18 protein-coding genes and 1 pseudogene are annotated in these 20,591 nt (G+C 37.5%); 9 read left to right on the top strand and 10 right to left on the bottom strand.

The window, feature by feature from the left end; genetic code table 11:
- Positions 1-2: 2 nt before the first annotated feature.
- Both E4N78_RS11415 and E4N78_RS11410 read right to left on the bottom strand, forming a co-directional pair.
- A complete protein-coding gene (locus tag E4N78_RS11415) occupies positions 3-812 on the bottom strand; it encodes a metal ABC transporter permease (RefSeq protein WP_255810659.1) in 810 nt (269 codons plus the stop codon).
- A gap of 1 nt (position 813) precedes the next feature.
- Positions 814-1,497, bottom strand: coding sequence for a metal ABC transporter ATP-binding protein (locus E4N78_RS11410; protein ID WP_255810658.1), 684 nt, complete (start codon positions 1,495-1,497; stop codon positions 814-816).
- A gap of 184 nt (positions 1,498-1,681) precedes the next feature.
- Between E4N78_RS11410 and E4N78_RS11405 the strand changes: the two genes are divergently transcribed.
- The 3 genes from E4N78_RS11405 to E4N78_RS11395 all read left to right on the top strand — a co-directional run bounded on the left by E4N78_RS11405 (position 1,682) and on the right by E4N78_RS11395 (position 6,182).
- Entirely contained in the window at positions 1,682-2,548 is an 867-nt protein-coding gene (locus E4N78_RS11405) for an Rpn family recombination-promoting nuclease/putative transposase (protein WP_255810657.1), read from the top strand.
- Positions 2,549-2,706: 158 nt separating this feature from the next.
- A complete protein-coding gene (locus tag E4N78_RS11400) occupies positions 2,707-4,527 on the top strand; it encodes an ABC transporter ATP-binding protein/permease (RefSeq protein WP_255810656.1) in 1,821 nt (606 codons plus the stop codon).
- The gene (locus E4N78_RS11395) at positions 4,524-6,182 is read left to right on the top strand and encodes an ABC transporter ATP-binding protein (protein ID WP_255810655.1); all 1,659 of its coding nucleotides are present in this window, start codon (positions 4,524-4,526) and stop codon (positions 6,180-6,182) included. The genes E4N78_RS11400 and E4N78_RS11395 overlap by 4 nt, the downstream gene beginning before the upstream one ends.
- 81 nt (positions 6,183-6,263) lie before the next feature.
- Here E4N78_RS11395 and E4N78_RS11390 read toward each other — a convergent pair whose 3' ends face one another.
- The 3 genes and pseudogenes from E4N78_RS11390 to E4N78_RS11375 form a co-directional block, all read right to left on the bottom strand.
- Positions 6,264-6,569: a hypothetical protein gene (locus E4N78_RS11390; protein ID WP_255810654.1), complete on the bottom strand. Its 306-nt coding sequence runs from the start codon at positions 6,567-6,569 to the stop codon at positions 6,264-6,266.
- A 143-nt stretch (positions 6,570-6,712) separates the two neighbouring features.
- Positions 6,713-7,337, bottom strand: a pseudogene (locus E4N78_RS13880) (precorrin-8X methylmutase).
- Positions 7,327-8,256, bottom strand: a complete 930-nt coding sequence (locus E4N78_RS11375; RefSeq protein ID WP_255810651.1) for an Hsp33 family molecular chaperone HslO — start codon at positions 8,254-8,256, stop codon at positions 7,327-7,329. The pseudogene E4N78_RS13880 and the gene E4N78_RS11375 overlap by 11 nt, the downstream one beginning before the upstream one ends.
- Before the next feature lie 156 nt (positions 8,257-8,412).
- Here E4N78_RS11375 and E4N78_RS11370 point away from each other — a divergent pair, with 156 nt between their 5' ends.
- The 4 genes from E4N78_RS11370 to E4N78_RS11355 are packed head-to-tail and all read left to right on the top strand — an operon-like array spanning position 8,413 to position 12,995.
- Positions 8,413-9,582, top strand: a complete 1,170-nt coding sequence (locus E4N78_RS11370) for a DegT/DnrJ/EryC1/StrS family aminotransferase (protein WP_255810650.1) — start codon at positions 8,413-8,415, stop codon at positions 9,580-9,582.
- Positions 9,583-9,587: 5 nt separating this feature from the next.
- The gene (locus E4N78_RS11365; protein ID WP_255810649.1) at positions 9,588-11,675 is read left to right on the top strand and encodes a xanthine dehydrogenase family protein molybdopterin-binding subunit; all 2,088 of its coding nucleotides are present in this window, start codon (positions 9,588-9,590) and stop codon (positions 11,673-11,675) included.
- A complete protein-coding gene (locus E4N78_RS11360; RefSeq protein WP_255810648.1) occupies positions 11,665-12,144 on the top strand; it encodes a (2Fe-2S)-binding protein in 480 nt (159 codons plus the stop codon). The genes E4N78_RS11365 and E4N78_RS11360 overlap by 11 nt, the downstream gene beginning before the upstream one ends.
- A 5-nt stretch (positions 12,145-12,149) precedes the next feature.
- On the top strand, positions 12,150-12,995 hold the full coding sequence (locus E4N78_RS11355) for an FAD binding domain-containing protein (RefSeq protein ID WP_255810647.1): 846 nt from the start codon (positions 12,150-12,152) through the stop codon (positions 12,993-12,995).
- Between the two features lie 13 nt (positions 12,996-13,008).
- On the opposite strand, the gene holA is transcribed toward E4N78_RS11355, so the two are convergent.
- The 5 genes from holA to E4N78_RS11330 all read right to left on the bottom strand — a co-directional run bounded on the left by holA (position 13,009) and on the right by E4N78_RS11330 (position 18,945).
- Entirely contained in the window at positions 13,009-14,019 is a 1,011-nt protein-coding gene (holA, locus tag E4N78_RS11350) for a DNA polymerase III subunit delta (RefSeq protein ID WP_255810646.1), read from the bottom strand.
- 71 nt (positions 14,020-14,090) lie between these two features.
- A complete protein-coding gene (locus E4N78_RS11345; protein WP_255810645.1) occupies positions 14,091-15,491 on the bottom strand; it encodes an LPP20 family lipoprotein in 1,401 nt (466 codons plus the stop codon).
- Between the two features lie 100 nt (positions 15,492-15,591).
- Positions 15,592-16,248, bottom strand: coding sequence for a hypothetical protein (locus E4N78_RS11340; protein ID WP_255810644.1), 657 nt, complete (start codon positions 16,246-16,248; stop codon positions 15,592-15,594).
- A 60-nt stretch (positions 16,249-16,308) separates the two neighbouring features.
- Positions 16,309-17,613, bottom strand: a complete 1,305-nt coding sequence (locus tag E4N78_RS11335) for a hypothetical protein (protein WP_255810643.1) — start codon at positions 17,611-17,613, stop codon at positions 16,309-16,311.
- A 15-nt stretch (positions 17,614-17,628) separates the two neighbouring features.
- Entirely contained in the window at positions 17,629-18,945 is a 1,317-nt protein-coding gene (locus E4N78_RS11330; RefSeq protein ID WP_370644940.1) for a hypothetical protein, read from the bottom strand.
- A gap of 189 nt (positions 18,946-19,134) precedes the next feature.
- On the opposite strand from E4N78_RS11330, the gene trxB reads away from it, so the two are divergent.
- Positions 19,135-20,088, top strand: coding sequence for a thioredoxin-disulfide reductase (gene trxB / locus E4N78_RS11325; RefSeq protein WP_002669979.1), 954 nt, complete (start codon positions 19,135-19,137; stop codon positions 20,086-20,088).
- 100 nt (positions 20,089-20,188) lie between these two features.
- Positions 20,189-20,506, top strand: coding sequence for a thioredoxin TrxA (gene trxA, locus E4N78_RS11320; RefSeq protein WP_255810641.1), 318 nt, complete (start codon positions 20,189-20,191; stop codon positions 20,504-20,506).
- Positions 20,507-20,591 lie beyond the last annotated feature (85 nt).

Genomic DNA, 20,591 nt, shown 5'->3' with positions numbered 1-20,591 from the left:
TATTATGCAGATAGTTTATTCTGTTTTAAAAAGGAATTTATCCCTATCGTTATTATTAATACGATGACCGACACGAGGGCTGTAAAGCCGCCGGGGGCGACATTTAGGTGATAGGATAAGACCAAGCCGAGCATTATGTCTGCAACGCTTATCAAAATAGAAAAAATCAATGTCTTTTTAAAGCTCATTTTTAATTGAAGGGCTGTTGCGACGGGGAGGGCTATCATCGAGCTTAAAACCAACATTCCTACTATTTTTAATGAAACGGCTATCGTTGCTGCTGTTAGGCCTGAAAACAAGTAATTGATAAGCCTAACCTTAACTCCTATTATTTTTGCAATATCTTCATCGAGGGCTATGTAGACCATCTTGTGATACATGAGGCCGAGAGTAACCAAGGATAAAATACTTAAGGCAATCACGGTAATTAAATCCGAAGAAGAAACGGTTAAGACGCTTCCGAATAAATAGGTTTCGGCATTTGCTCTAACGGTTCCCGAGCTTATGAGGGTAATAGCGATTCCGACACTCAAGGACAAAACTATTGAAAGGATTAAATCTTGGTATTCTTTAAAAGTATTCCGTAGGGCTTCTATCAGGGCTCCTGCTGCTGTCGTAAAAATAAAGGCTCCAAGGATGGGGTTTATTCCTGAAGCGAGGGCAAGGGTAACGCCTGCAAGGGAGCTGTGGGAAAGGGTGTCTCCTATGAGGGAGTATCTTCTGAGCACTAAAAATAAGCCGATTGAAGGACAAAGGATTCCTATAAAAAAAGAAACGATAAAGGCATTTTGCATAAATCCATATTGAAGCATTTTATTTTTCCCCCTTTGGTTTAAATTGAACAAAGCTCGGATTAAAAAATTCCGAAGTATATTGTTTGGGATTACACAAATGGCCTTCTCCGTTTTTTATGTGAAATATTTTGGTAGAATTAAAAATAGCGGCATCTAAATTATGGTCAACCGAAATGACGGTCAGCCCCTTTTTAACGTTTAAATCTTTTACAAAAGAATAGATTTCTTTTTGTCCCTGAACATCTATTCCGGTAGAAGGTTCATCTAAGATTAAAAGGTCGGGATCTCCGATAAGGGCACGGGCTATGTAAAGTTTTTGAAGCTGACCTCCCGAAAGCTCTCCTACAAGGCTGTTTTTGTATTCGGTTAAATTCACTCTTTCCAGGGCTTTTAGAGCACAATCGCTTTCCCGTATCTTTAATATTTTTCTATAGGAATTTAAAAGTTCAAAAAGCGTAATCGGGAAATCGTTTAGGTTTTCTTTTTTTTGCGGAAGATAGCCTATTCTTTTTGCATCGATAATAATTTCACCTTTTTGTATTTTTAGCAATTTTAAGATCAGCTTTAGGAGGGTGCTTTTTCCGCAGCCGTTTTCTCCCACAATCGAAATATAATCGCCTTGTTTTACTTCCAAATTTATATTTTTTAAGACTTCTTTTTTTGAATTCGGGTATTTAAACTTGAGAGAATTTATTTTTACCATAAGAATTGCATTTTACTTCTTTTTTTTAAAGATTACAAGCACTTATTTTAGGTGCAAGATTGAAAAATTTTTGCACTTTTAACTGAATTGAGTGCAAGCTCAATGCTTTACGGCTAAATTCGGTATATACTGCTTTTAAAAACGACTAACCTGTGCTATAATACAATCAAGTGAGGAAACAGTTATGAGTACTTCAAATAGAAAATACAAGGACTCCGTTTTTGTCGACCTTTTTAGTGAAGACGAAAAGGCAAAAGAGAATTTTTTATCTTTATATAATGCTCTGCACGGTACAAATCTACCGATGTCTTGTCCTGTAGAAAATATAAGGCTCGATAATGTCATGTACATGAACATAATCAACGATGTTTCCTGCCTTGTAGATGGTAAAATAATCGTGTTGGCTGAACACCAGTCTACAATAAACGAGAATATGCCTCTACGCTTTTTAGAATACATAGCAAGGCTCTATGAAAAACTGCAAGCACCTACAGACAGGTATTTAAAAAAGCTGTCTAAAATACCTACACCTGAATTTTATGTTTTTTATAACGGCAAGGAAGACTACCCTGAAACTACAGCTCTAAAATTATCTGATGCATTTATAACAAAGCCTGAACACGCCCCGCTGGAACTGAGTGTGCAGGTTTTAAACATCAATACAGATAAGGCAAACAAAATTCTAACAGTCTGCAAACCACTTGAAGAATACAGTCTATTTGTTGAAGAGGTTAGAAACCAAATACAACTCAACCCTGAAAACGGATTTACCAATGCGGTAAAAATGTGTATAGAAAAAGGAATCTTAAAAGAATACTTACAACGAAAATCACGGGAGGTAATCAATATGTTAGTAGCCGAATATGATTATGATACAGACATCGCAGTGCAGAGAGAAGAAAGTCTAAGGATTGGTATACAGCAAGGCTTTTCTGACGGCTCATACCAAACAAAGCTTGAAATAGCAAAAAACTTGCTTACAATGAATTTTCCTATTGAGAGTATTGCAAAAGCTACCGGTTTAAGTGTTCAAGAAATAGAGACTTTATAAAATCAGCTTTAAGGTAATTGTTAATATGTAATTACTCTGATATGAGAAATTTCAGTGAGAGGATTTTTTATGATTGATTAATTTACTCTAAAAGTTAGCCTATTGCTATTTTTATTTCTTTCCTATAAAATACGGGTATATTTTCTTAGAGGTTAGTTATGATTCATAAACGCCTGACAAGGTCGGTGCCGAAAAGTAAAAAATGGATATTGCTTTCGGCTCTTTCTTCATGGATTTCTCTATTGTGCAATACGGCTATTACCTTTGTAACTGTGCGCTTTATTTTCGGCCTATATAATTCTTTACTTGATAAAAAAACGGTTTTTTTGTTGTTATCCGCAGCTTCGGCTGCCTTGATAATAAGAGTTGTTGCCGTCCGTAAACGCTCTTACTTTTCGTATAGGGCAGGAACCGAGGTTAAAAGAACTTTGCGCTCGATGCTCTACGATAAATTTATTTCGCTAAAGCTTAATTATTCTCAATATATAAGCATGGCTGAGGTTACTCAAATAGGCACTGACGGAATCGAGCAGCTCGATTCTTATTTTGGGGCCTATCTGCCTCAGTTTTTTTTCAGTATGGCGGCTCCGGTAACTCTTTTTATAATTCTTGCACCGATAAACTTTTTTGCCGCCCTTGTGCTTTTTGTCTGCGTGCCCTTAATACCTCTTTCGATTGCAGCTATTCAAACGGTTGCAAAGCGTATTTTAAAAAGATACCTTGATGTTTATACCGGGCTCGGAGATTCCTTTTTGGATAACCTCCGCGGCCTTATCACATTGAAGGCCTATGCCGACGATGAGGCTCAGCATAGGGAACTAAATGCCGAGGCGGAAAATTTTAGACGGGTAACGATGAGGGTTTTAACCATGCAGCTTAATTCTATCTTTGTGATGGATACCGTTGCCTACGGCGGGACTGCCCTCGGAACAATCGTCAGTCTTTATCAGTTAAGAGCCGGAAATCTTTCGATAGAAGGCGCTCTTCTTTTTATTTTGCTCTGTGCCGAATTCTTTTTACCTCTGCGTGCACTGGGCTCGTTCTTTCATATAGCGATGAACGGCATAACCGCAGCTAACCGCCTCTTTGAATTGATGGATGTAAAAAGCGATTCGGCTTCAATTTTAAGCGAAGCCGAACTTGAAGAAACAGCAAAAAAAATTAAAGGGTCTCAGCCCGGCAGTCAGCCTGATTCTCTACAGGGCAATTTGCCTTCGCTCGAAGTAAAAAATTTAAACTTTAATTATAACGAATCAAAGCAGGCTCTAAAAAATATCTCTCTTGAATTTTTAAAACCGGGCTTTTACGGCATCGCAGGAGAAAGCGGTTCGGGCAAATCCACTGCGGCTGCCTTACTTATGGGCTTACAAAAAAACTATTCCGGCGAAATTCTCTTATCGGGCATAGAAGCAAAAAAACTCCCCGACGAATTTAGAGCTAAGTATATGAACCTTGTTTCTACCGAAAGCTTTTTGTTCGGCGCTTCGGTTAGAGAAAACCTTTTAATAGCAAAGCCTGCTGCAAGCGATGAAGAATTGATGAGCGTATTAAAAAAGGTTCTCTTAGACGAGTTTATTTTAAACAGAAACTCTTCGGGAGACGGTAATTCGGGTTTGGATTTTTATATTGAATCGGGCGGAAAGAATTTGTCGGGCGGACAGGTTCAGCGGTTTGCTCTTGCGCGGGCTCTCCTCCATGATACAGACATTTATATTTTTGATGAGGCTGTAAGCAATATCGATGTCGAAAGTGAAGAGCTTATTTTAAGCACTCTTTATGAATTAAGCAAAACCAAAATAATTATCTTTATTTCACACAGGCTTGCGAATATTGAAAACGCAGACCATATCTATGTATTTGAAAAGGGCGAAATAAAAGAAGAAGGAACTCATTCAAGCCTCATTGAAAAAAACGGCATCTATGCAAGGATGTATTTACAGCAAAAAGATCTTGAGAAAATACGGATGGATGTAAAATGAAAAAAAGCGAACTTATAAAAAAATTGATAGTATTTGTAAAACCTCTTAGCGGCGTTATGACTATAACTGTCATCTTACGGGTTTTGGGTTTTATCATTGCGGCGGCCATCCCTGTTTTGGGCGGAGTCGGCATTGTTTCTCTTTTAGGCCTAAAGATTTTTAATGTTTCTGTTTCCTTGGATTTTGTAATCATAGGCCTTATCATCTGTGCCGTAAGCCGAGGTATCTTTAGATACGGCGAACAGCTTTCGGGGCATTACATAGCCTTCACCCTTTTGGCCTTGATACGGGATAAAATTTTTACGGCTATGAGAAGACTGGCCTTTGTAAAATTACAAAAAAAGGATTCAGGCAGTCTTTTGTCTATTATAACCGCCGACATAGAATTGCTCGAAGTTTTTTATGCCCACACAATAGCCCCCGCAGCTTCTGCCGTTCTCTACTTTATTTTTGCCTTAATTATCTTTGCTAAAATACACATTGTTTTGAGCCTTACGGTTGCCCTTATCTATATAGTTATCGGCTTCTTCCTTCCCCTCCTTTTTGCTAAGATGGATGACGGGGCCGGTGTAGAATATCGAAAAAAAATGAGCTCCCTTAATTCTTTCTTTTTGGATTCCCTCCTCGGAATAAAGGAGATTATCTTTTTCGATAAGATAAAAGAAAGAAAAGATAATATTGAAAAAAGAGGCGAGGCCATAAGCGGAACCTTTAAGCTCTTAAAAAACTTTGAGGGTAAAACATTTGCAATTACGGAAGCGGCTCTTACTCTTTGCAATTTTTTAATGCTGGGCATTTCTGCCTTCCTCTTGGTAAACGGAAAAATCGACTTTGCCTCTTTTTTAATTTCCAACCTGATGCTTCTTTCAGGCTACGGCCCGATAATAGCGGTTTCAGGTTTGGCAGTAAACTTGCAGCAAACATTTGCTTCAGCAGAAAGAGTTTTTTCCCTGCTTGAAGAAAAACCGGAACTCGATGAAGTTACAGACGGCGAAAACCTAAGCTTTGAAAAAGCCGAAGCCGATAACATCAACTTTAGATATGACGATATGGAAGTTTTAAAGGATGTAAGTATCTCCGTTAAAAAAGATGAGATAGTAGGTCTTTGCGGCAAAAGCGGAAGCGGTAAGAGTACATTGCTCCGCCTAATCATGCGCTTTTTCGATCCTCTGTCGGGTGAGGTAAAGATGAACGGTATTGATATTAAAAAGATAAACACGGCAAGTTTACGGGAGGCTGTTTCTTATATTACCCAGCAGACCTATATTTTTAAAAAATCTATTTATGAAAATATTCTCCTTGCAAACAGAAATGCTTCAAAAGAGGATGTTATCGAAGCCGCAAAAAAAGCCGCAATCCACGATTTTATTATGAGTCTTCCCGAAGGCTATGATACGAAGATGACAGAGCTTGGAGGAAATCTTTCGAGCGGTGAAAAACAGCGTCTCGGTCTTGCCCGAGCCTTTTTGCACAAGGCTCCGCTTTTGTTACTCGACGAACCGACCGGAAACTTGGACAGTTTAAACGAGGCCCTCATTTTAAATTCGATATACCAAGAAAAAAAAGACAAAGGCGTTTTAATCGTAAGCCACCGCAAATCCACCGTGAACGCCGCCGATAAAATTGTTTACATTGAAAAGGGAAGGGTAATGTAGAAAAAAATAAAAATCCCCATCGGAGGGGCGGAGTATTCCGATGGGGACAACTAAAAAAGCCCGGCTTTGCGGCTAGACTTATTACTTTTTCTTGGCTACAAAGCGTTTTTTTAAGGCTTCTTCGCTGGTTCCCTTTGTAATAGGTTTATCGGACTCTTTATCCTCAATTTTAAAACCTAATTTCTCAGCTCCTACATTGGTAGCAGTAAGAAATGTCTTTACACCACCTGCAGGCATATCCATAAGCGTAGTAGAAACTTTAAGACTTGTTATAAAATTTTCATAATACGTTTGTTGTTCGGTATTCATTTTAAAAGCACAAGAGGAAAACAATAAAGCTGTTGCTGCCAAAAGCAGTACTGCTACAAAAAATTTTTTATTTTTCATTAATATCTCCTTATAAGCACTGAAATATTATTCTTTAAAGCCTTTAAGATAAACTCCGCCTGTCTTAAAAAACTCTGCGAAGTGCTTATGGATATATACTATACTATACTATACTATACTGTCAAGCCCTTTTTAATTTTTTTTTACTCTCTTTCTACCATCATATAAAGCAGGGCGTTTATAATGGAGGCAGCAACATTGCTTCCGCCCTTGGTGTCTACGGTAGAGATTTGGGGAAAGTGGCTTGAACGCAGGGCTTCTTTTGATTCGGCGGCTCCTACAAAGCCGACGGGAACTCCGATAATAAATTCGGGGGAAACTTTTTTTTCTTCGCAAAGCTCCAAGAGCCTAAAAAGAGCCGTCGGGGCATTGCCTATGACAAAGGCTTTGGCTCCTTCTTGGACTGCAAGGTCTACGGCTGCCGAAGATCGCGTAATTCCGCCTTCCTTGGACATCTTAAAAACCCTCTCGTCATCGATGAGGCATAAAAGTTTATTTTCGGTTTTTGAAAGGGCGGGTTTGTTGATGCCTGTCAGCACCATCTTGGTATCTGTAAAAATAGTTATGCCTTTTTTGAAGAGCCCTTTTAGCCGATTCTATAAAGTTATTTTGAAAGACGATTATCTTTCGGTACTCGACATCACCCGTAGTGTGAATCATCCTCTTGGCTATAATTTTTTCTTCTTCCGTAAAAGCAACATCCTTCATGCTCTCTTCAATTATATCCATGCTCTTGTTTTCTATTTCCATAGGTTTTTTAATGTACATTGATTTTTTCCTTTAAGATGCTTTTGGGATATTTATAGATTGAACCGCAGTTATGGCAATAAAGCTCTATTTCCTCAGGGCCGTTTTCGTACATGTCTGCGATTTCTTTTTCGGGCAGGGTAAAAAGTTTATTGCGGAAATTTTCTTTCGAGCAGGGACAATAAAAGTCTATCTTTCTTTCGATTAAAACTTGAGGGTTACAGTCACGGAAAAGTCCGAAGATAACATCCTCCCTGTCTCCGCCTTCTGCAAACCATTGGCCTATCGAGGGGCAGGCTGCAAAGGCTCTTTCAGCCTTTTCTATCAAGGCTTCTTCGGCTCCCGGCATTAGTTGAATATACATTCCGCCCGCCCCGATAATTCTTCCTTCCTTGTCAAATTGGATGCCTGTATTAAAGCCCGTTACCGTCTGCTCGGATTGTAAAAAATATTCGGATAGGTCAAGGGCTATGTTTTTGTGTTTTATTTCGACGATTCCGGTTAAGGGTTCTCTGGCACCTTCAGGGAAGCGGATAACCGAGATTTTCCCTTCTCCGAAAAGAGGTTTTAGGTCCCATGTTTCTAAGGGCCTGTCCGGCCTTATGGGGTCTTCCAAAAGATAGCCCCTTACAAAGCCTTCGCTGAAGGCTTCGACACTAAAACCTACAAGGGGGCCTTGGGTATCGCATCTAAATATGATTCTGTCTCTTCCCTTCATTGTCGGAATTAAGAGTGCCCCGCAAAGGGAGGCGTGGCCGAGGGCTAGGCTTTCTAAAATACCTAAATTGTGCTGCACCCTCATCTTATTTACAAAACGGGTTCCGTGAAAAAAAGCTCCGCGTATTTGGCCTTCGCCGAGCATAAAGACCGTCATTCCGTCTTCGTGCATGGTTTTAAATTTTTCGATTAAGACGGGATCTGTTATAGGTTTATCTATCATAGGCGGATTATATCAGAGTTTAGGTTTTTGTACAAGGATTAAATTTTACCTGCCTGCCGAAGTTTAAATTTTTAGAATTTGATAATGATTGCATAATTCTTAAAATTTTAGTATACTAAACCGTTTATATTTAAAAAGCAGAAGGACTGGAATATAATGCAAAACACTCAAAAAATAATTCCTTTTTTTACTCCTTCCTTTTCTGAAGAGGAAGAAAAAGCCTTGGTAAGAATTTTACATTCCGGTTGGCTTACTACGGGAAAAGAAACCCTTGAGTTTGAAAAGGAATTTGCAGAGTTAACCGGCAGTAAATATGCTCTTGCCGTTAATTCGGCTTCAAGCGGGCTTATGCTTGCAATGGATGCATGCGGTATAAAGAGCGGAACCAAAATCTTGACAAGTCCCTACACCTTTATTTCTACGGCAACCTCTGCTATGCACTTAGGCGGTGATGTAGTTTATGCCGATATTGAAAAAGATTCCTACAGTATAGACCCAGAAAAAATCGAAACTATATTAAAAAAAGATAAAAACATAAAGGCTATTGTTCCGATTCATATTGCGGGCAATGTTTGTAATATGAAGGCGATAAATGACCTTGCAAAAAAATATTCCGTTGCCGTTATAGAAGATGCCGCTCATGCCTTTCCTTCAAAAACGGAAGAAGGTTATGCCGGAACTCTCGGCACCTGCGGCGTTTTTCCTTTTTACGCGACAAAGACGATTACGACAGGCGAGGGCGGAATGGTATGTACAGATGATGAAAAAATTGCAGAGCGTATAAAACTTATGCGTTCTCACGGGATAAACCGCACAATCTGGGACAGGTACACCGACACAAAGGCCTCATGGAAGTACGATGTTACGGCTGAGGGTTGGAAGTGTAATCTTCCTGATATTCTTTCTGCAATAGGAAGGGTGCAGCTTAAAAAGGCTAAAACTTTTTTTGAGCAGAGGAAAAAAATTGCCGAAAAATATAATGCTGCATTTGCAGGCAAGGATTCTTTTATCCTTCCTCCCGATGGAGAAGGAAATGCTTGGCATCTTTATATTTTAAGGCTGAACCTTGAAGCGTTAAAAATAGGCAGAGATGAGTTTGTTTCTGCTTTGCAGGATAAAGGCTTGGGTATTTCGATGCATTTTATACCTCATTTTGAAATGTCTTATATAAAAGAAAAATACGGTTTAAATAGTTCCGATTTTCCGGAATCGAATAAAAAATATTTGCAAAGTTTAAGTTTGCCTTTCTATCCTTCTATGGTTGATGAAGATATTGATTATGTAGTAGAAACGGTAATTAATCTTGCTAAATTAAATAGGCGTTGATGATTATGGATAAAACTTTTGTTTCCGATCTGGAATTTGAAAATCAAGAATGGGCTCGTCTTATCCGCTCGCCGGATACTAATGCAAAAATAATCGAAATAGAAGTTCCCGAACTTCCCGACGGTTTTCCTTTTTTTTCTGCAAAAGATATTCGCGGTAAAAATTCTATAGATTTTTTAAAAACCGAAATACCTGTTTTTGCCGATGAAAAAATAGAATATGCAGGCCAAGCTGTAGGTATTTTAACGGGACCCGATAAAAAAAAGCTCTTAGAGCTTTCGTCTCTTTTTAAAATAAAAACTCAAGGATATTCCCGTCCTAAGGCTCAATTTACTTTTGAGGAGGAAGAAAAAAATTATTTTGACTATCCTATAGTCTCTAGAGAAAGTTTAAGTTCAGGGAATACGGAAGAAGTTTTTGAAAAGAATTTAAGAGTTGTTTATTCTACTTTTTCTTTTAAGCAACGGTATCACTACCATGCCGAAACAGCCTGCGTTAAAACAAACTGGCTTGGTGACAGACTTGAAGTTCATCTTGCGACTCAGTGGCCCTATCAGGTTTTAACTTCCGTTTGTAATGTTTTAAATGTGCCGAAAGAAAAGATAAATGTAGTTTCACATGCAGAAGCCGAATCTCTTGATGGAAGAATTTGGTTTCCTTCTTTACTTGCTGCTCAAGTTTCCATAGCCGCATTTTTAACAAAAAAGAATATAGTTATGGAATTTTCGCGTCAAGAAGATTTTTTATATACGGTAAAGTCTCCCATTGTTTTGATACAGCATAAAACGGCTGTCTCCGATTCAGGGAAAATTGCAGCGATGGATATTTCTATAATTGTCGATTCCGGTTCTTTTAATCCCTTTATAAATCAAATGCTTAAGCAGATGGTTATCACTGCTGCCGGTATATATAATCTGCCGGTTTATATGATTAGTGCCGTAGCAACAAAAACGGAAAGAGGTTTAACCGGTTTATTTTCAGGCTGGGGTGATTCTTATGTAAGCTCTGCCTTGGAAAAACATATAAATGAAATTGTAGAACAGCTTGATCTATGTCCGATTCAGTTTAGACTTCAAAATAATTTAAAGCTTGGTCAAAAAACTATTACAGGAATAAAAAAAGAAGAAGATTTTGTTTTTGAAAATATATTAAAAGCCGTTTGCAATACAAGTGATTTTTATAGAAAATTTTATGCTTATCGGCTTATGAATAAGGGGCGTACAAACCGCTATGACGGAAATTGGCGCGGAATCGGTATTGCCTTAGGCTGTCAGTATAACGGTTCTCATATTCTTGTAAAATCGGGAATGAATTATACGGCTGAAATCACTTTAACTAAAGACGGTAAAGTAATTGTAAAAGCCGAACCCACATCCGAGGGATTGAAGCGTATTTTAAAAAAACAAATTGCAAAAGAATTGGAAGTTGAAGAGTCTCAAATTATTTTCTCCGGAACAACAACGGATGAAATGAGCCCTACAGGGGCGGCGACTGCCTCTTGCGGTATTTCTATATTACCTGCCTTGATTGCAAAGTGCTGTACCGGTATAAAAAATCAGCGCTTTAGAAAGCCTCTTCCTATTACCGTAAACAGAACTTATAAACTTTCAGGTTCTAAGGACTGGAATAACGAAACCTTAACCGGTACTCCTTTTATTTCGGCAACTCCGGGAGCCTGTGTGGTTGAGCTCGAGCTTGATCCGAGTACCTATCAAGTTAATGTTAGAGGTATTTGGTTTTCATGTGATCCGGGAAAAATATATTCAAAAAAAATGGTACATAGAAATATCCATAAAACTATTGCAACTGCCGTTTCAAATATTTCTATTGAAAAAATAAAAGAAAATTCGTTACTTCCTTCCAATTATAAAATAATTACGACCGGAGAAATTCCTCCGATAAGAGTTTTTATCTTGGAAAGTGAATTAAAAACCCGCGGGTTGGGAGAGCTTGCTGAAAGTCTTGTTCCTGCAGCTTATATTTCTGCCTTAAATCAAATTATGCTCAATCATAAGCGGATAGATTTTTTACCTGTTTTTACTGAAGATATTTTTAATGCCGTTACAGAAAGCGAGGATGTAAATGAAGATTAATTTTAATTTAAATAAAACATCGGTTCAAATTGAAGCTCCTGCAAACGAAAGACTTTTGTCGGTTTTAAGACGGGAATTTAATCTTTTAAGCCTAAAAAGCTCGTGCTTAAGCGGTCAATGCGGGGCATGTACCGTTTTAATGAATGATAAACCTGTGCCGGCATGCTTTATTCCTGTTTTTAAAGCAGAAGGCAAAAATATAATTACTTTAGAATATTTTAAAACGACTGATGATTATAAAGATATTGCTGCGGGCTTTGATCAAGCCGGTGTCGAAATGTGCGGTTTTTGCGATGCGGGGAAAGTGTTTTTTACATACGCAATTTTAAATTCCAATATAGATATTGAAGAAGCCGATGCCGAAGAGAGAATAAGAAAATTTTATTCCAGCACTATGTGCCGATGTACAAGTTTTGAAGATTTATTTTCGGCTATTGAAAAAATAGGAAAAAATCAGAGGAGAAAATAAAACTTATGAATGAATTAACAAAAAACACGATTGTTTATAAGGCCCGGAATATTCAGGATATGCAGGCTATTTTAAAAAATATTTCCAATATAAAACCGATTGCAGGAGCTACGGCTTTTCTAAATAAGCAAACCGATGAAATAGTGGATTTACCGGAACATGTTTTGGATTTGACTTGCTTACCGGAGTTAAAAGTTATTTCAAAAACGGAGCGCTATTTCGAATTCGGAGGAGCCGTTACATTAAATGAAATATTGGATTTGGGCAAGAAAAACATTCCTCCTTCTTTATACCTTTCTATAGAAAAGATAGCTAACAATGCTATACGCTCTCTTGCAACAATAGGGGGGAATATTGCAAGTGCAGATCCTCTTTCCGGAACTTTTTTGCCGATGCTGGCTCTTGATGCAAAACTTGAAATCAGAACAGCAGATGATATCGAATGGGTTCCTTTTGCAAAATATATAGATAAAATATATGCAGAAAAAAGAGAGCGTCAGTTTGTTATCACACGCATCAGAATTCCAAATGAAACATGGACAAAAGGTTTTTATATGAGATTAGGTTCCGTGGGATCTATTGGAAGAGATTCGGCTTCTTTTCTCTTTTTGCTTCTTGTTCAAAAAAATGTATTATCCGATATGAGGCTTTTTTTTGCTTCGGATAAATTGATACGAAACAAAGAGTTTGATAATCTGCTTTTAGGAAGAAATTTACCTCTTTCGCAGGCAGAAGTTCCTTTAATAATGCAAAAGGCTAGACAGATTTTTAAGACTGAGGAATTTTCTTCAGAGTTTCATAGTGCCTGTTTTTATAATTTACTTGAGGATAATTTGTATAAATTGACATAAATTATGTCTTAAATTATTCTATATTATATTTTTCGATTTTATTTCCGGATTTGCAAACTATTTCGTATAAGCACATATCCATAACTATGTTTTGAAGACTTGTGCCTAAGGATCGTAGCTCCAAATCCGTTTCAGACAATAGAGCTATTATTTTTACACACTGAATCTCATTCCACATCTTTGCAGCTCTTTTGTATTGTGCTAATGCGGTTTTTCCCGAAAAACCGAAACGCTTTAAGCTAAAGTCATCCAAGTATTCGTTTTCTCTATGTATTTTATGCCAGTCTTGTAATCGCCTAAAGCAATAAGTTAAACCTGCAATTGTCTGAACAGGAGATGAGTTTTTAGAAAGGATTATTTTTTGATTTATAGATAGGGCTGTTTCCAGTTCGCCCAAAGTTAAAGCATTAAATAGTGAAAAAGGTGTTTCTTCTTTATTATGGGCAAAAAGTTTTTCGATATTCTCTTGAGCGATATGTGAGCCTTTTTGAAAATAGAGCACTAAATGAGAACAGGCTGTTTTTAAAGCATCGGTATTGTTTTCTACTAATTCCAAAAGCTCATCAACTGCTTCATCCTCAATTTCAATGCCTTCTCTAAAAAGAAATGAACGCACCCATTCTTGTTTTTTGTTTTCAAAAAGTTCCCAAAATATTTTTTGCTGAGTTTTAGAAACAGTATCGCTTATTTTTTTTGCAACTGATGTTTCATCGGAAATTAAAATTAAAAAAGAATCGCTTGCCTTATCTTTTTTTGAAACGGATTGAATCCAATCTGTAATCAAATCGATGTCTTCTTTCTTTTTGATAAGCTCTGCCGATTTTAATATAAGGAGTTTTGCAGAAGAAAAAAGAGATGCATTTTGTAAGAGAGAAATTATATCTCCCATGCCCGTATCTCCTGCATAGACAGTATGCGTTTCAATATCTCCGTATTGTTTTGAAAGAGTTTTTACTACCGTATCAACAGCTGCATTTCTTTCACCGATTTCAGGCCCCATAAAAAGCCAAACAGGATTTGCCAATTATTTCTCCTTAAAAAACATGTTTATGAATATAAGTATACAATAAATATGGAACTTTGTCAGCTACTATATTATTCGCCGGCGATTTCTCTAAAGGCTGAAGCTATTGCTTTTGCCATAGCAATTGAAGCCGATCTATGAGCTTCTTTTTCGGTAAAACCGGCGCCCCTTTTGCTTATATTTTTTTTATAAAGAATTTCTTGTGTGTTTGAATTTTTTATTTCTATATTTGCATTAAGCTTCACCAAAAGTCCATCGGCAGTTTCTGAGACTTCATCGGTTTCTATCCTTACATAAATAAAAAAATCTGCGGACGGGTTTTCATTTTTTGCGGATATGGTTTTAAAATTCATATCTTTTAAAATATCCGAAATTTTTTCTTCAATATTTAAGCTTTTAAGATTATCTTGTTCTATAAAAAGTGAAACACTTCCTTTTTGTTTCTTTTCGTTTTTTATTTTATTTTCATTTTTTTTAAATTCAAAATGTATCACCTGTTTAAAAACAATTTGCTGAAGCTCCTTAACGGCTTTTTGATATTCATCAAAATCTTTAGAGCCGAGCATTTGGTTTATTTCGGAAATATCCAGCTCTATTCTTATGAGGGCTTTGGGTTCAATTTTTTCATCATGTAAAATAAAATTTGCAGTTCCGTTTTGATCCGTTTCAATGCCTTCAATTATTATGGAGGTATTATTCTTTATTTTTGTTTTGTAGCTTATTAGTAAGGGGACATTTTCTTCAGATATTCCAATGTTTATGGGCATTAAAATTTCGTTTAAAGAATCTTTAAGCCTGTCTTTTTGCAGATTAATGTTAATTTTTTTTAAACTTTCTTTTGCGTTTGAAATATTTTGTCTAAATTTTATATCCCCGTTTTCTATTCCGGAGCTCAATGCAGCAGAGGCCGCCTTAGTGTAATAAAGGGCAGCAGAATAATATTTTTTACTTTCAAAAAAATCGTCTGCCTTTTTTTGGGGTTCACTTACCGATAAAATTTTTTCTTCTGCAATTTTTAATAAGCGGTTTCTTTCTTTGCGGAGCTCATTTTTATCGTATTCGGCCAAAAGATAGACTGTAAGGCCGTTTTGGTTTTTTTGGCTATAGCGGTTTTTGATTTTTAATTTTTTTATATTAGCAGCCGAAGACTGCGAGATTTCAGATTTTAATATTTTTTCAATGTTTTCGGCGGAGCCTAAAGCGGTTGTTGTCGTTTCGGTTTTTATTGATACGCCTAAATACCGTATGATTTCGTTTATAAGATTATTTTTTGCATCCGCCTCTGCGAGGGTAAAATTTTTATTTGTTCCTGAGGCTGTAAAGTATTCGTAATCTGCATCGCCGGCGGGCACATTTTCTATCCAAGCAGGCAGCTCTTCCTCAGGTTTATTTTTATAGCTTGTACATGAGAATAATGTTAAAGTTAAAATCAGTAAAACTAATTTTTTTAATAGTTGTTTTTTTTTCTGCATAGTCTTTGTTTTTTATTATAGATGATTTTTAAGCGGTAAACGGAAGAAAGAAAATTTTATCGCTTTTAATAAAGTTCTTTCTTCCGTAGGTTAAAAAGATTTATAGGCCTTCTGAAAGAGCTTCCTTTACTCTTTGACGTACCGTTTTCTCTTCTTCGGTCTTGGGCTTATATTCATCTGCTCCGCTGATGGCGTTTTGGACGAGTTTATCCAAGGTTTTTTTGGAGATGCTGTATAAGACTATGTATGTATAGTCATCGCCTGTAGGATTTCCATCGGCATCGAAGTATCTCATCTGAACCCAATAATCGGTTTCTTTTTTAAAGCCGGAAAGTTTTGTAGAGGTAATCGTTTTGACTATATCTTCAAGATAGCCTTCAACCTTGTCCTTGTCTCCTGCAGCGGCTGCTGCTGCCTTGCTTTCTACTCTTACCTTAACCATTCTGGCCATTTCGGAAGGGACCGAAAAATCTCTTGTCCATAGCTCGGCTCCCTCCAAGCTCTTTGATCTGGGCGACTCAAACTTAAAAAGATAAACATCCTTGCCCTTATAGTCATCTGTTTTTTCGATGGTATTGGGTTCTTCTGCGACCCAGCCGGGGACAGGTTTATCCCATTTAAGGTTTTTGTGGTCGAGCATTTCCGGTTTTTTAACCTTGCTCGATACGGTTCCAAGCGGTTTTAATTTGTTTGCACAGCCTGCTAAGGCTATAACTGCAACTGCTGCAAGGAACATAATCTTAATTGCTTTTTTCATATCTTGCCTCCTAAAATAATGCAAATATATTTTTAAAATTAGGCGTAAGCTGCGTCCAATTTAAAAGCCCGATTTAAATGTTAAGGTTTTACCCCTTAGCATTACCAATTTTATATTTTCAAAACCCGCAACTGAATCTGCCGTATCATAGATGACAGCTTCAAGGTCATCAAGGGTTCCAAAAAATGAAACGGCATATTTTGTTTGTGCTGAGGATTGATATAAGGTTTTTATATCGTTTACATTTCCGCTTAAAGCTTTTCTAAAACGAGCCATGCTCTTGCTGTCAGATGTTTCGTTTATGATAATTTCATAGCGTATTCCGCGGGAATAGGCCTTGGCTAAAAGAATCTTCGCTTGGTCTACCGCCATCGGCAGGGCCTTGTTTACTGCGGATTGAATTGCGTTCGACTGGGCATCATAGCTGCTTACTCGGCTAAAAGTTTTTTGGCTTGTGTACGGAACTGTTCCCAGTAATTCTCCTGTAGACGGATTGAATATTTTTAAGGTTATCTTTGCCGAACCGTAATAACCGCTTGTTTCATAGCCGCCCTCTGTAACGGCATCAATTTCAATATATACATCCGCATTTAGCTTTTGAGCTATCAGCTGAATGGCCGAGATTCCTTCATCGGTGCTTTCTTGGTAAATGAGGGCATTATCTTTTTTTAGCTTCTCGACCTCTTTTGAGTCTACAGCTCTATAGCCCTGCTTTAAAAGAAAGGCATTACCGGTTTCTACTGCGGCTTTAAGTAAAAATCTTTCGGCCCTTGATTCTTCAGCATCAAAAACCATGTAGGTCATATTTTCGATATAATTATTTAAAAATTGAAGATTTTTTTTGCCTTCGGCAGAAGCTTGGGCTTCTTTTAAAATAAGGCCGGAATCCTTAGGCTTTTGTGAAACTTGAGGACTTCCTTGTGATTGTCCGTTTCCGAAAACTATATCATCCATTGTTTTATTGCTTGAAGGTCTTTGAGAAAAAATACCTGCTGTAAAAAGAGTTGCCGAAACCTCATTCATTTTTACAGGGATTTTAATTCTAATTATATATATTTCTCCGTTTTTCGATTTTTGCAGTACGTCCATTTTTTCGTTTACTACATACTTATTCGGATATTCCGTATTGTAAAGCACTTCTTTAATTTGTTCATAATTGTTTTTTTCAGCTTCTGAACCGATGAGATCGATGACCCCTTGCCTTATCGCTGCCACTTTTGCCTTATTTATAGCCTGTAAAAAAGAAGAATCTTCTCCCATAGCAATATATTCTTTTTTTTCGTCATAAGGGGCATCTTCAAGACTTGCACATGAAAAAAAGAAAATAGGTGCAGTTAAAACCAAAAAAAGTAAAATCTTTTTCATTATATTCTCCTAAAGTTATAATTTAATTGTAAAGCCGGCTCCGGCTGTGAACCTTAGGATTCCTCCTATCCCATTATAAAAGGTTGATCCTATTTTTATGCCGACGTCGCCTCCTATTTTAAAATTCTTTGTTACAAGAAAACTTGTGTGTACAAAGATCTTAAGTCCGGCTCCTAAAGGAATCGGGAAACTTTCTTTAGAACCGATTACAATCATTGTATAATAAAATTGCGCTGTAGGCAAGATTTGTAAACGCCTAAAATATGTATTTCCTATTTCGGCCCCGCCGAATATGGTTATCGGTGCTCCTGTAGAAAGAATTTTAGCGCTTTGAGAGTCAAATGTCATCTCGGCTCCAAAGCATGGCCTAAAGCGGTAAAAGCCTCTTGTGCCCGCGACATTAATGCCGAAGGTTCCGCCTCCGTCATATAAACCTCTTTCGGCAAAGGAAAAACCGAACTCACCTAGGGCATAAACCCTGTATTCAAAGGGGCCGTGAGGTACCTCCTTAATAGCATCCCCTAAATTTAAGGGCTTTTTTGAATAAAGTATTAATCCTTTAGAGAAATCACTTTCAGTTTTAGTAACTACAATTAAGCCTGTTTCTCTTCTTCCGTCCTCACTCAAAACAACATATTCGTCTCCAAGTTTCACTCCCATTTTTTTCCCGAGTTCAAAGTGAACGGTGCCGGCTTCGGCTTTGATTATGCCTGTTTTTATGGTAAAGGCTTCTATTTTGCGAAGTTCAGGATCAAGTTTATCCGGCAATAATTCATATACGGTATTGCAAGCTTTTTCATAAGAGCTTCCTATAGAGCTTATTTGTATATCGATTTTTTCTCTTAGGTCTTCTTTTGAAGAATATATATAGAATTCTAAACTGACTTTTATATTATATCCGTCTATTTCTCCCAAAAAGATATCATAAAATGTTCCTTTTTTAATTGAATAATCTTTAATTACCGGTGTTATTATATAGTAAGAATTGATAGCTTTTTCCCAGTCTTCTTTTGTAAAGGCTTCCAGTCCCATCAAAACAGCCTCAGGGAGGGCGGTATTAGTTTCCCTCGATTGTTTTATAATTTTGTTAAATGTGTCTACATCTTTTGAGTCCAGTCTATATTCTAAGCCTATTATATTAAAACGCTCAAGGTTAAAAAAAACATTCATGACCGCTTTATCAATTATATCAATTAACTTATTTGGGATATGCCTGCCGTAATAGGAGGTTGCAAATACGGCAATATCTTTTTTTTTGCTGACCTTTTGAGCGTAAAAAGGACTTGAGAAAAAAAATATGATTAAAATGACAAAAAAGAGTTTTTTATTCATTTTTGTCAGTGGATTTTTCCTTTCTCCTTTTCTTATTATTAGTATCTTATTGCTAATATATACGATTTACCGACTCTTTTCAAGTGAAAGGAATTTCAGTCATTCTAAGTTCTTCCATAATTTAGATACATATCTTGATTAAAATAGAAAAAACTGGTATATTTAACCAGAGATATTTAGGAGGACTTTATGTCAGAAAAATATGATTTGGTTATAATTGGAGGCGGTCCCGGCGGTATGGCCGCAGGAATTTATGCAGCCCGTTCAAAATTAAAGACGGTTATTCTTGAAGAAAAGCCCAATCAAGGCGGACAGTGCTATATCACTGAAGAAATCGAAAACTACCCCGGTTTCCCCGAATCTTCAGGTCCTGCTCTGACCGAAGCCTTTAAAAAACATGCCGAAAAATTCGGTGTTGAATTCAAAAGAGCAAGGGCCGAAAAAATCGAACTTGTTCCCAATTCACCTACGCGCATTGTTCACGGAAGTGACGGCGTAAAGTATGAATGCTTGGCTGTTGTTGTTGCAACAGGTGCAAGTGCCAGAGAGCTCGGCTGTAAGGGCGAAAAAGAGCACTGGGGCAAGGGTGTTTCATACTGCGCAACATGTGACGGTGCTTTCTTTGAAGAGTGCGAAATCGTAGTTATCGGCGGCGGAGACTCTGCTGTTGAAGAAGCTATGTATCTTACAAAATTTGCCGACAAGGTAACTATCGTTCACCGAAGGGATGAGCTTAGAGCTGCAAAATCCATTCAGGAAAAGGCTTTTGCCAACCCCAAAATGGCCTTTAAATGGAATGCCGTTGTTGAAGAAGTTTGCGGAGACGGCCTTGTAGACAGTGTTATCTTAAAGGATACAAAGACAGGCGAAACTTCCAAATTCGATACAGAAGGAGTATTCGTATTTATCGGACACAATCCTCAGACAGCCTTTATTCAGGGCTTGGTAGACCTTGATGAAAACGGCTACATCCTCACAAACGGAAAAATGGAAACAAACGTACCCGGTATTTACGGCGTAGGCGATGTTATTCAAAAAGAATCACGTCAGGTTGTTACAGCTGCTGCCGACGGTGCTCTTGCCGGTATCTGGGCAGGCCACTATATCGACGATATCAAAGCCAAGATGGCTATGAAAAAATAAGGAGATACGATAAACAGTTCGGCAGGAATTCAGCCTCACTGTTTATCTATCGAGTTTTGTACCAAAGGTACAAAACATCGCATTATTATAGGAGAAAAAAATGATTGAATTGACAAAAGAAAATTTTGAACAAGAAGTTCATCAGTCAAAGGGCGTAACCTTTGTAGATTTTTGGTCGGACGGATGCGTTCCCTGTAAACAATTAATGCCGGATGTTCACGCAATGGCAGAACGCCATGCCGGAAAGGCAAAGTTTTGCTCATTCAATATTGACGGTGCAAGACGCGTTGCCATGAAAGAGCAGGTTTTAGGTCTTCCTACAATGCTCATCTATGTTGACGGAGAGCGAAAAGACAGCGTTACCGGAAGTGATTTGACCATTGGTCAAATCGAAGAGATGGTAAAAAAATATATCTAACTTTGGTTTTAATCTTTTAAGCCGGAAAAAGGACGATTAGTTTTTTTACGGCTTTTTAAAGATACGGTTTAATAAACCGTAAGGC

It is taken from the genome of Treponema denticola (assembly GCF_024400535.1).
GTDB classification, from domain to species: domain Bacteria; phylum Spirochaetota; class Spirochaetia; order Treponematales; family Treponemataceae; genus Treponema_B; species Treponema_B denticola_C.
The sequence above is the reverse complement of the archived record's forward strand: the minus strand, read 5'-3'. Positions and strand labels throughout refer to the sequence as shown.

Bases quoted from the DNA above. Each gene is read 5' to 3' on its own strand.
- E4N78_RS11415 (WP_255810659.1), bottom strand. From the start codon at position 812: ATGCTTCAATATGGATTTATGCAAAATGCCTTTATCGTTTCTTTTTTT.
- E4N78_RS11410 (WP_255810658.1), bottom strand. From the start codon at position 1,497: ATGGTAAAAATAAATTCTCTCAAGTTTAAATACCCGAATTCAAAAAAA.
- E4N78_RS11405 (WP_255810657.1), top strand. From the start codon at position 1,682: ATGAGTACTTCAAATAGAAAATACAAGGACTCCGTTTTTGTCGACCTT.
- E4N78_RS11400 (WP_255810656.1), top strand. From the start codon at position 2,707: ATGATTCATAAACGCCTGACAAGGTCGGTGCCGAAAAGTAAAAAATGG.
- E4N78_RS11395 (WP_255810655.1), top strand. From the start codon at position 4,524: ATGAAAAAAAGCGAACTTATAAAAAAATTGATAGTATTTGTAAAACCT.
- E4N78_RS11390 (WP_255810654.1), bottom strand. From the start codon at position 6,569: ATGAAAAATAAAAAATTTTTTGTAGCAGTACTGCTTTTGGCAGCAACA.
- E4N78_RS11375 (WP_255810651.1), bottom strand. From the start codon at position 8,256: ATGATAGATAAACCTATAACAGATCCCGTCTTAATCGAAAAATTTAAA.
- E4N78_RS11370 (WP_255810650.1), top strand. From the start codon at position 8,413: ATGCAAAACACTCAAAAAATAATTCCTTTTTTTACTCCTTCCTTTTCT.
- E4N78_RS11365 (WP_255810649.1), top strand. From the start codon at position 9,588: ATGGATAAAACTTTTGTTTCCGATCTGGAATTTGAAAATCAAGAATGG.
- E4N78_RS11360 (WP_255810648.1), top strand. From the start codon at position 11,665: ATGAAGATTAATTTTAATTTAAATAAAACATCGGTTCAAATTGAAGCT.
- E4N78_RS11355 (WP_255810647.1), top strand. From the start codon at position 12,150: ATGAATGAATTAACAAAAAACACGATTGTTTATAAGGCCCGGAATATT.
- E4N78_RS11345 (WP_255810645.1), bottom strand. From the start codon at position 15,491: ATGCAGAAAAAAAAACAACTATTAAAAAAATTAGTTTTACTGATTTTA.
- E4N78_RS11340 (WP_255810644.1), bottom strand. From the start codon at position 16,248: ATGAAAAAAGCAATTAAGATTATGTTCCTTGCAGCAGTTGCAGTTATA.
- E4N78_RS11335 (WP_255810643.1), bottom strand. From the start codon at position 17,613: ATGAAAAAGATTTTACTTTTTTTGGTTTTAACTGCACCTATTTTCTTT.
- E4N78_RS11330 (WP_370644940.1), bottom strand. From the start codon at position 18,945: ATGAATAAAAAACTCTTTTTTGTCATTTTAATCATATTTTTTTTCTCA.
- trxB (WP_002669979.1), top strand. From the start codon at position 19,135: ATGTCAGAAAAATATGATTTGGTTATAATTGGAGGCGGTCCCGGCGGT.
- trxA (WP_255810641.1), top strand. From the start codon at position 20,189: ATGATTGAATTGACAAAAGAAAATTTTGAACAAGAAGTTCATCAGTCA.